Source organism: Pseudopontixanthobacter vadosimaris (genome assembly GCF_012979275.1).
In the GTDB taxonomy this organism is placed as follows: Bacteria; Pseudomonadota; Alphaproteobacteria; order Sphingomonadales; family Sphingomonadaceae; genus Pseudopontixanthobacter; species Pseudopontixanthobacter vadosimaris.
On record NZ_JABASZ010000026.1, the window covers coordinates 1 to 10,601 of the forward strand.

8 protein-coding genes are annotated in these 10,601 nt (G+C 65.9%); all 8 read right to left on the minus strand.

The features are described from left to right. Window positions 1–139: 139 nt before the first annotated feature. On the minus strand, window positions 140–658 hold the full coding sequence (locus HG250_RS06570; RefSeq protein ID WP_170003984.1) for a DUF1254 domain-containing protein: 519 nt from the start codon (window positions 656–658) through the stop codon (window positions 140–142). Further along, window positions 655–1,260 carry a DUF1214 domain-containing protein gene (locus tag HG250_RS06575; RefSeq protein ID WP_170003986.1) on the minus strand — a complete coding sequence of 202 codons (606 nt, stop codon included), beginning with the start codon at window positions 1,258–1,260 and terminating at the stop codon, window positions 655–657. Before HG250_RS06575 ends, HG250_RS06570 begins: the two co-directional genes overlap by 4 nt. A 51-nt stretch (window positions 1,261–1,311) precedes the next feature. Further along, window positions 1,312–2,829 (minus strand): phospholipase D-like domain-containing protein, encoded by a 1,518-nt coding sequence (locus tag HG250_RS06580; protein WP_170003988.1) that lies wholly within the window; start codon window positions 2,827–2,829, stop codon window positions 1,312–1,314. Further along, on the minus strand, window positions 2,829–3,290 hold the full coding sequence (locus tag HG250_RS06585) for a MarR family transcriptional regulator (protein ID WP_170003990.1): 462 nt from the start codon (window positions 3,288–3,290) through the stop codon (window positions 2,829–2,831). The genes HG250_RS06580 and HG250_RS06585 overlap by 1 nt, the downstream gene beginning before the upstream one ends. A 222-nt stretch (window positions 3,291–3,512) precedes the next feature. After that, window positions 3,513–6,911 carry an efflux RND transporter permease subunit gene (locus HG250_RS06590; RefSeq protein WP_170003992.1) on the minus strand — a complete coding sequence of 1,133 codons (3,399 nt, stop codon included), beginning with the start codon at window positions 6,909–6,911 and terminating at the stop codon, window positions 3,513–3,515. Further along, on the minus strand, window positions 6,908–8,248 hold the full coding sequence (locus HG250_RS06595; RefSeq protein ID WP_170003994.1) for an efflux RND transporter periplasmic adaptor subunit: 1,341 nt from the start codon (window positions 8,246–8,248) through the stop codon (window positions 6,908–6,910). Before HG250_RS06595 ends, HG250_RS06590 begins: the two co-directional genes overlap by 4 nt. After that, window positions 8,245–9,780, minus strand: coding sequence for an efflux transporter outer membrane subunit (locus tag HG250_RS06600; RefSeq protein ID WP_170003996.1), 1,536 nt, complete (start codon window positions 9,778–9,780; stop codon window positions 8,245–8,247). The genes HG250_RS06595 and HG250_RS06600 overlap by 4 nt, the downstream gene beginning before the upstream one ends. 104 nt (window positions 9,781–9,884) lie before the next feature. Next, the coding region (locus tag HG250_RS06605; protein WP_170003998.1) for a TolC family protein at window positions 9,885–10,601 on the minus strand (717 nt) is incomplete at its 5' end.

Consider the following 10,601-nt stretch of genomic DNA (forward strand, 5'->3'; position numbering starts at 1 on the left):
GATGAGGAACAGTGGGTCTCAACCGTCCTCAGCAGCCTTCAGACACGCTCTTCTGGGGCGAGAGAAGCGTTGGCAAAGGCTCTTCGCGACGGTGATCATCGGCTAATCCCAGCAGGGCTCACCACTTTATGCCCACGGATCAGAGCGGTTCGCAGGCGTCGTTTTGTGCGGCGCGGCGGACGCGGTCGTAAGCGGCGGCTGTCGGGGCCAGTCTGCGGATCAGGATGAGGCCGCGTTCGCTGCCGGATTCGATCGCGGGCAGCGCCGGGTCGGCAGACGCGGCGTCCTGCCCGGTCAGGATGAACTCCGCCGGTTCTGCCCCGACCCTTTCCGTCGCGATATTGACGGTTTGATCGTCGAACACCGAAATCGACGACATCCCGTCGTAAGCTCCCGCACGCACGCGGATGCCCCCCGGTGCGGCCGCGAGGTCGAACCGGCAGATGGAATAGGCAAGGTCGGGCGAGGGGCGCACCACCGTCTGCGTTTCCGGCGTAATTCGCGGCAACAGGACAAATCCGTGCAAGGGCACGCCCCGATCCGCCATTGCCGCCATGGCCCGCGACATGATGAATTCAGGCGCCGCGCGCAGGGCAAGTACATGGCCCGCAGCCACGCAGACGAGAAACAGGGCAGCAGCCCCCAACCAGCGGATCATGCCTCATCCCCCCGGCAGGAAAGCCGTTCGATGCGGGGGGCGGGGATCGCGCCCTCCGGGTCGGACAGCACCTGCGCCGTGGGGCGGTACAGGCGCAGCGTCAGGTCGAACTGACCGGCAGCGCGGCTGGAAAGCCAGTTGCCTCCGTCGCCGGGATCGCGCGGCGCGATCAGGGCCGTCCAGCGATTGGCATCTTCGGTCTTCGTCGCGTCGATCGATAACGCCTCGTCGTTATTCATCGGCAAGCGGCTCTCCGCATCATAGAGCGTGATAGACCACCAGCCCGCCGGCTGACGTCCGCCTGTCAGCCGGTAGGAGCAGCGCTCCGTCAGCGGGCGACCGGCTTCGTCCGTCTGGCGGGTCAAATAGACAGCTTCCTCTCGCGAAAGCGCCAGCAGCCCGTGGCGGGCGATCCTTGCGCGCAGATAGGGGTCGGCCGCCGCGCCGCCGATCGCCCAATCGCTGCGCCAGCCGCCGACATCGACATCGCTGAACCCCAGCGCCGACCGGCCGGGCCAGAGACCTGCCGCCCACAGCGCGGAGGCACCCCCTGCGGCCAGCCCGGTCAAGGCCAAGAGAATGATGACGAGCAACCGCTTCATCGGGCTATTCTGCGCGACCCGGAGCGGAAAGACAAAAGTCCGCCATGCGGCCTACAGCAGATGTTCTATCGGCAGGCGGGAAAGCGCCCTTACCAACAGGCGCGATAGCCAGTTCGTGCCCGGTTCGGTAAATTCGACCTCCGGCATCTCGTCCCGCTGGTCGATCCAGCCCAGCCGGCCTCGGCGGCTCACCACATTATAGGTGTTGGGCGCGATGGCCTCGTCGAACGCCTCCCGCATCTCCTTCGCCAGATCCGCATTTTCTATGACGATGCCGAGTTCGGTATTGAGCGCGAAGGAGCGAGGGTCGAAATTGAAGGAGCCGATGAACACCGCCTTGCCATCGACGGTGAACGCCTTGGCATGGAGCGTCGAACCGTTGCCCTCTCGCCTGTTCCGCGCATGGCCGCGCACGAATTTGCCTGACAATTTCGGCCGGTCGCCGGGTGCGGGCATTTCAAATAGCCGCACGCCCGCCTCGACCAGCTGCTTGCGGCGGTGGGCATAGCCGGCATGTACCGCGCCCACATCGGTCGAGGCGTAGGAATTGGTCAGCACCCGCACGTCCACGCCCCGGCGGGCCATGGCTGCAAAGGCGCGCGCACCCTCGCGGGTCGGCACGAAATAGCCGGACACGATCAGCAATTCGCTCTGCGCCTCGCCCAGAAAGGCGGTCAGGCGGCCGAGCAGCGAGATGGGGCCGGGTCGGGGCTGCGAAACCTTTTCCGGCGGATCGCTGATCAGCGTGACCGGTGCCCACACAAGCTTCACCTCGCCCGCTTCCAGCTGGGCGAGGCACGCTGATTCCGCTACTTGTTGCAGATAGTCGGTCGCTTGCGGCTGCGCGACGATTTTCCGGTGGTTGCCACGGGCCTGCTGTATTGCGTCGAACAATCGGTCAGCCACAAGCGTTTGGACCGGATGCGCGGCTGGTGAATTCCAGAAGCGGTCGAAACTGTCCGAAATGTCCCCGACGACCGGGCCGGCGCAGACGGCGTCCAGATCGGCGAAAACCCCGTCCTTGCGCCCGGCGAGATATTCGTCGCCGATGTTACGTCCGCCCACGATCGCGACCTGATTATCGGCGGTGAAGCTCTTGGAATGCATCCGCCGGTTGGCACGCGCAAAATCCGTGATGAAATCCAGCGATTTGAAGCGGCGGTGCCGGAACGGGTTGAACAGCCTGATCTCGATGTTGGGCAGGCCCGCCAGCCAGAACAGCGTGTCGTCGAGGCCGGCGATGCCATTATCATCCAGCAACAGGCGGACGCGGACCCCGCGCGCCGCTACCTTGCGGAGTTCCTCCAGCATCAGGTGCCCGGTCATGTCGCCATGCCAGATGTAATATTGCAGATCGACGGCCTGCTCCGCCCTTTGCAGCAGCCACATCCGCATGGCGAAGGCATCGATGCCGTCGCGCAGCAATTCGACGCCGCTCAGCCCCGGATGACGGACAGCCTCCTCAGCAGCGAGCATACCCAGCGACGACAGCGCGGTCTGCCGCGTTGCATAAGGCGGCGTTCTGCTTTTGCGCGATTGGGCGCCGGTGCGGGTTTCAGGTGCCGCCATCAGGGATCGGCCGTCATGATTTCGTCGAGCATGGCCCGGTGGCCCTGCTCGAGGATTTCGTAAAATCGGGACAGGTTTGCAAGATTCTCCCGTCCCGCATCCCGGTCGATCCGCTCCGCCGCCGTTTCGACCATCCTGCGGTGATTGGCGAAACGCTCGATGAACTGTTCGATCAGGGCGCTGTAGGGATGGGGGCACATGCCGAAATAGATCTCGCGCTCGCCGGGCCGGGACCGACGTTCGATGATCTTGAGGTTTTCCAGCATCCGCAGATTGGTGCTGACACTGCCGCGGCTGACCATCAGCGTATCGGCGATCTCGGCCGAGGTGAGGTCGCGCGCCAGAACCATCAGCAACGCCCAGATACGGCCGGTGATCCGCGCCTGGCCGTCCGCCTCGGCATTGATGCCCATGCGTTCCGTGAAATCCACTTCCGCTTCGGTCAGAGATATTTTTCGCACGGTCAGATCACCGCCCGTGCGGGCCTCGTCGCCACAGGGGGCGGAATTCTGATTTCTGATCCTGGCATCTGTGCTCCTCGGCTCCCTCGACAGTGTCTTGCGATCTTCCGCGCGGACATTGCCGACCAATGCCGGCAGGACCGCGCTGCCCAGGCCGAACATGCAGAAGCTGCGAGCGCTCTCGAGTTCGGGGCGGCAGCAGCAGGGCGGCGGGCCAGCGCATCAATCGAGCATTTCCGCCCGGGCGCGGCTCTTGCGGGTCAGCAATGTATAGAGTGCCGGAATGAGGAACAGCGACAGGACCGTGGAGGACACCAGGCCGAACATGATCGCCAGGCACATCGGCCGGTACATGGGGCTGCCGATGGCGAGCGGGGCCAGGCCCACGATCGTGGTCACCGATGTCGTCAGGATCGGGCGCAACCGGTCCGCGGCACCGCGCGCGGCGGCATCGGCGATGCTGAACCCCTCCTGCAGCCGCGTATTCATCGTATCGACCATGACGATGCCATTGTTCACCACGATCCCGATCAGCGCGATCACGCCGACGACCGCGAAGAAGGACAGGCTGAGGCCGAAGGCGAAGAAGCCGAGGAAGGTGCCGATCAGCGCCAGCGGCATGGTCGTAATGAGGATGAAGGCCTGCGGGAAGCTGTCGAACACGATGACCAGCACGCCGAACACCATGATCACCGCCACGACCAGAGCGATACCTGCCGAACCGAAGGTTTCCGCCGTCTCCTCCGCCTCGCCGCCGACCGCGAAGGCATAGCCCGCGGGCGCATCGGCCAGCACTTCCTCGATCGCGGGAGTAACGGCATCGATGATTTCCGTCACCGCACGGTCCTGGTTCTTGGCCAGTACGGTCAGCGCCCGCTGCCCGTCCTTGTGGCTGACCGCGACGGCGGCTTCGGATTGCACGGGTTCCAGCAGCGACAGCAGCGACACGCTTTCGCCGCTCGGCGTAAAGGCGCGCACCAGCGCCAGTTCCTCGTATCGCGAAGGCCCGCCCGCCTCGTAACCCTGCTGGCTCGGCCAGTCGGTGCCGATGTGAATTTCCAGATCGTCTTCCGGGCCGGGAGTGACGAATTCGCCCACCTGGTCGTTGGACAGGGCAAAGCGGATCTGCGCGGCCAGATCGGCCTGCGTCAGCCCGAAGAAATCGAGCGCCTCTCGGTTCGGGCGGAGCGCGATCTCGCCGGTGACGCTGCCGAGATTGTCGCGCACGTCGACGACGCCCGCCTCGTCCTCCAGCACCGCCTGGACCTGCTGCGACAGATCCTGCAACTCGCCCATCTCGGGGCCGGTCAGGACGATCTCGATCGGATCGCCGGTGGTCGGCTGCCCGGTTTCGGGAACCACCAGCAGATCGGCACCCGCGACATTGGCATCCAGATAGGCGCGCAATTCCTCGCGCAGATCGTCGGCGATCTCGAAACCGGGGGCGTCCCGGTCCCCGCGTTCCACGAAGGTTGCGGAAAAGCCGATGAAGTTCTCGGCGCTGGACGGCTGAAGCGATGCCGCGACCGAACCGCCGGCAAACGGGCTCTTGCTGCCGACCAGCTTCAGCACATCGGCTAAATAGGGCTTCTGCAGCAGGATTTTGCCCACGCCGTCGGCCACCCGCTGCGACGTTTGCAGCTGGGTCGAAGCGGGCAGTTCGATATTGATGCCGAGATTATCGCCATCGGTCTTGGGATACAGCACCAGCGACGTCTGCGCGATGGCAAGGCAGGACAGCACGAACATGGCGACCGCACCGCCCACCCATGCCCAGGCCCGTTTGCGGCTGGAGATGATATGCGCCTGGGTCCAGTTCTCCAGCCAGTGCGAAGCCCTGACCGAAATCTCGTCGGCCTTGCTCGTCTTGTCCTGCGCGCCGCCTTCGGCCGCCCGTTGCAGCAGATAGCGCGACAGGGGAACCGCGGCGAACAGGGCAACGATATACGCCAGCACGAGGCAGGCGATGGCCGTAATCGGAAGCACGCGGATGAACTTGCCCGAAACGCCCCCGATCGCCATCAGCGGGGCCAGCGCGAGAATGGTCGTGAGCTGCCCGGCAAGGGCGGGAATGGCATAGCGGCCGATGGTGCCCAGCACCGCTTCGCCGAAGCTTTTCCTGTTGGCGTAGATATCCTCGTGCAGGCCTTCCATCATCAGGATGAACACATCGACCAGCAGGCCCAGCGCCAGCACCATGCCGATGATGACCAGTTCGTTCAGGGAATAGCCCATCAGCAGGATGACGATCAGCACGCCGCAGAAGGTGACCGGGATCGACAGCCCGGCGATCAGCCCCTCGCGCCAGCTCAGCACCAGGAACAGGATGATGAAGACGGCCAGCATGGCCTGCCAGCCATTGTTGAACACGCTGATCAGCGAATCCCAGATGGTCTCCGCCCCGTTCTGCACGATGGCGAATTCCACGCCCTGCGGCCAGGCACTGGTTTCGGAAAACGCCTCGATGTCCGCTATCACGTCGTCGATCAGCTGGATCGTGTCCGAACCGGGAATCTTCTTGACCGAAAGGCTGACCGACGGCCGGTACCGTTCGCCCCCTTTGCTGTAGAAAGTGCGCGAATCCTCGGTTTCCAGCTGGCGGCGGACGGTGGCGACCTCGCCCAGCAGCACCGGCCGGCCGGTGGCACCGTCACCGAAGCGGGTGACGGGAAGCGCCCGCAGATCGTCGACGGTGCGGAACTGGCCCTCCAGCCGGACGACCGCGCCGATTTCCTCGCTGTCGATCTCGCCGAAGGGCTGTTCCAGATTGGCGCGGGTGATCGCGTTGCGGACCTCGACAGGTGACAGGCCGAGCGCCAGCAGGCGTTGCGGTTCGAGTAGCACCTGGACGATCTCCTGGCGAACCCCGGCAAGATCGACTTCGTTGACGCCGCCCACCCGCTCCAGCCTGTCCTGCAGATCTTCACCGAGTGCGCTGAACGCCGCCGGCCCCGCGTCGCCGTAAAGAGCGACGGTAAGCACGGGCCGGTCGTCGACCGACACCTGTTCGATGGTCGGCTTTTCCGCTTCGGAAGGCAGTTCGGCCTCGGCATCGGCAACCTTTTCGCGCAGGCGCGCAATGGCTTCGCCGCTATCCGCGCTGGCCTCGAATTCGACCGAGATGAGCGAGAAACTGTCGAACGATGCGCTGTTGATCGCCTTCACACCTGCAAGCGTGGTCAGTTCGTCCTCGATCTCCTGCGTCACCTGCTCCTCGATCGTGGCCGGATCAGCACCGGGCCAGGTGGTCGTTATCGTCGCCTGCGGAATGTCGAGGTCGGGCAGCGATTCCTTGACGAGGCTGAAATAGGCCATGACGCCGCCAACCACGAGAAGGGTGGTAAGCAGAATGCCGAAAGTCGTCTTGAGGAAGAAGAACCGGGCCAGCGGGCCTGCATCGGCGACGGCGTCGCTTTCCTCGTTTCCTGCATCCTCCCGGCCGTCGTCTGTCTCTTCAACCGGTCCGGCTTCGGCGGGGCTGTCCTGCGCGCCATCCCCGGCAGCCGGGTCGTTTACCGCATCGTCCGCTGAAAGGGAGGCTGCCGCATCATCCGCATCGGTGACGGAATTTACGGGTATGGCATTGCCGGGCGTGGCTTCGCCGCTGTCCCTGTCGCTCATCGCGCGTCGCCAGCCCGGCTGCCATAGCGGCCGCGCTCTCGTTGCTCGATCCGGCGCACGCGGTCGCCATCCGACAGCCGTTCCACCCCGCTGGTCACGATCGGCGTATTCGCCTCGAGCCCGGACAGGATGGCCACGCCCTCGATGCCCTGCAGACCGAGGCGGACAGACGTGCGCCGCGCCGTCCGCGTTTGCGGATCGTAGACGAAGACATAGGCGGCATTGTCCTCGAACCGGATCGCATCATAAGGCACGATGACCGTGTCCTGCGCCTGGCGGCCGGCGATCCAGACGGTGACGAATTCGCCATCCTGCAGCCGGGTGGCGGCAACGCTCGACCGGATCGTGACCTGGAAGGATCGCCGTTCGGGATCGAGCGACGGCGAGATCGCGGACACCCGCCCGCGCACCGCATTGTCGCTGACGGCCAGCCCCGGTGCCCTGCCGGCGCCGATGCCGGGCCGCGCCTCGGTGCGATCCCCGGTGGCAAAGGCGCCTTCGTTGGTGTCGATCAGCACCTCGGAGCCTACCGTGATCGCATCCCGTTCGAATGCGGGAAGCTGCACGGTGATTTCGAAGGAAGACGGATTGATGATGACAACCGGAACGCTGGACAATGCGCCCGATTCACTGCCGATCTGCACCGCTTGCGGCGAGAAATAGCGCCCCTGCTCGATATTCAGCCGCGCAATAACGCCGTTGATCGGCGCGACGATGCGGCTTTCGCTGACGCTGACCTGCGCCTCGTCCACCTGCGCCTGCGCGGCGTTGACGCCGGAGCGGACCGAGGCGAGCTGCGCGTCGGCCTTCGCCTTGGCGGCACGGGCCTGCGCCAGTCGCGCTTCGGCCTCGTCATATTCCTGCTCCGATGCCGAATTCAGCGCCAGCAGCTGGCGATAGCGTTCGAAGGTTTCACGCGCGAGTTCGAGATTGGCCGCCGCCTCGCGCTGATTGGCCTGCGCCACCTGCACTTCGGTGCGGGCACCGGCCAGGCTGGCCCGCGCACTGGCGACCCCTGCCTCGGCGCGGGCCTGTTGCTGATAGGCGATGACCTGCCCCTGGCGAACGCTGTCCCCTTCCTCCAGATTGGGGTCGACGTAGACGACGCGGCCCGCGCTTTCGAAGGACAGGAATTCCCGCTGCGCCGCCCGGGCGGTGCCCTGGGCATAGACCCATGACTGGATGTCGCCGGTCTGCGCTCGTGCCACTTCCACGCTGATGGCCTGCGCCGCTTCGGCGGCGGCGGCACTTTCCTCGCTCTCGGCCTCGTCGGAACCGCCGCCGCAGGCTGCAAGCGCCAGCAGGAGGCAGGCGGACAAAGCGGATCGGATCGTCATTGGGCAGGTTCCCGGGGAAGCTGGATGGTGGGACCATCGTCAGTCGAAGCGCCGATGAAAGCAGGTGTCGAGGCGGGCGAGCCGAAGCCGCCGCCGAGAGCAAGGTGCAGGGCAACGCGGTTTTCCAGCCGCGCGCGGCGAGTGGCGAGCACCGAACTGCGCGCATCCAGTGCGTTCTGCTGGCTTTGCAGAACGGTCAGGAACGGATCGATGCCGGCGCGATAACGGTTGAACGAGATGCCGACCGATTCCTGCGCCGCGGCGGCGGCGGCGGTCAGCGCCACCTCGCGGGCGGTGAGATCGCCGTCTATCGCCAGCGCGATTTCCACCTCCGACAGCGCCGTCAGCAGCGTTTCGGCATAGCGTTCGGATGCCTCGTCCCGCTGCCCTTCGGCAAACCGCACCTGCGCCCGCAGCCTGCCGCCCTGAAAGATGGGCTGCAGCAGGCGCCCGGCGATCGACCAGACGAAGAAATCCCCGTCGAGCAGATTGCCGAGTTCGTCGCTGGCGGTGCCCGCCGATCCGGTCAGATTGAGCGAGGGGAGAAGCGAGCGGCGCGCGGCAGCATCGCGAAAACCCGCTGCGCGCAGATTATATTCGGCCACCGCGACATCGGGCCGCCGCGTCAGCAGATCGACAGGCAGGCCGGTGGGCGGGGGCGGCGGCACGCCTGGCAGCACCTCTGCCGTGCTCTGCGTTCCGGCGGGATAGTCGCGCAGAAGCACTTCAAGCTGCCGGGTCAGCCGCTCGGCATTTTCCTCGCGCTGCTGCAATCCTGCAACTGCCGATTGCAGGTTGGAAATGGCGAGCAATTTGTCGTTCGGCGGCGCGATGCCGACATCGGCCCGGTTACCGACCTGACGCGCGATTTCGCCAAAGGTTTCGACGACCTCTTCCGACAGGGCAACCTGCGCGCGGGCTTCGACAAGGGTGAAATAATTGCGTGCGACCTGCGCCGCGATCGCCTGGCGCGCGGCCCGCAGATTGGCTTCGCTGGCGAGGAATTCGGCGCGGGCGGCGGCAGAACGCGCGCGTAGCGCACCGAACAGATCGGTCTGCCAGCTGACGTCGAGGCCCAGATCGTAATTTTCGACCGTGAAGCCGGAGGGTGCCTCCTCGCCTTCGGGCAGGCCGGGGATCGATCCGATCGGGCCGAGGCCGCCGAGCGTCTGCCGGGCTCGCGAAGCCCCGGCGGCGGCGGATATCTGGGGCAATTGATCGGCGCGCCGGATGCGGGCCTGCGCGCGGGCCTGCTCCACCCGGGCGATCGCCTGGCCGATCTGCGGGTTCTGGCGAACCGCCTCGTCGATCAGCGCGGCAAGCTGCGGATCGCCGAAACGAAGCCACCAATCATCGTCGGGCTGCGCCGCGACGCCGCCGGCGGCGAAGCCCGGCGGCAGGTTGCGCGCCAGTTCCGGCAGTTCGAGATTGGGAGAAGCGCACCCCGACAGGACGATGCAGATGGCGCAAACCGCTGCCTTTGCAGCGCCCGCGCGTTTCGGCGCGAATTTCGGAAACTTGAAACCGGACATGTTGACAGTCGCTAGACGAACCCGTTTTCAAGAGCAACTGAAGCCTCTGAACGGACCGACATCAGGGTCGTCGCCTTACGGCAGCGCTGAAGCGACCATCCGCTTCAGCCCGGTGTCCGCTGATAGCCGTCCGATCCGATGGCCGCATGGAACGCCACGTAGGAACTGGCGAGCGCGGCTTCGCTGTCGATCAGCGACTGGCGGCTGGCGATCAACTGGCGCTGCGCGTCCAGAACGTCGAACAGCGACGCCAGCCCTTCACGATAAAGCGCGTTCGACTGGCCGAGCGCCGTTTCGCTCTGTGCGATGGCTTCGGCCAAGGCTGCCAGGCGCTGCCGGTAGGCATCGATGGAAACCAGCGCGGTCTCGACCTCCGCCAGCGCATCCAGGAAAGTGACGCGATATTCCGCCAGCCTTGCATCGGCCTCGGCGCGCGCGGCAGCGACCTCCGCCCGGCGGCGACCGCCGTCGAACAGGGGCAGGTCGATGGCGGCACCCAGCGTCAGCAGGAAATCGGAGAAGAGCCCGCCGAGCGACCCGTCGCCCAGCGAGACGACACCCGGAATGGTCAGCGACGGGCGCAGATCGGCCTGCTCTACGCCGATGGCGGCTGCCGCCTGCGCCAGCCGCGCTTCGGCGGCAAGAATATCCGCGCGGCGGCGCAGCAGGTCGGCGGGGGTGCCCGCGTCCGGCCCTCCGGCGTAATCCGGTATGCCGTCCGCCTGTGCGTCGGCGGGAAGGAAAGCACCGGGCGGCTGCGCCAGCAGCACGGCGAGGGCGGCGGCGGCTTCGGAGCGGGCGATGGCGATCAAGATCGGAAG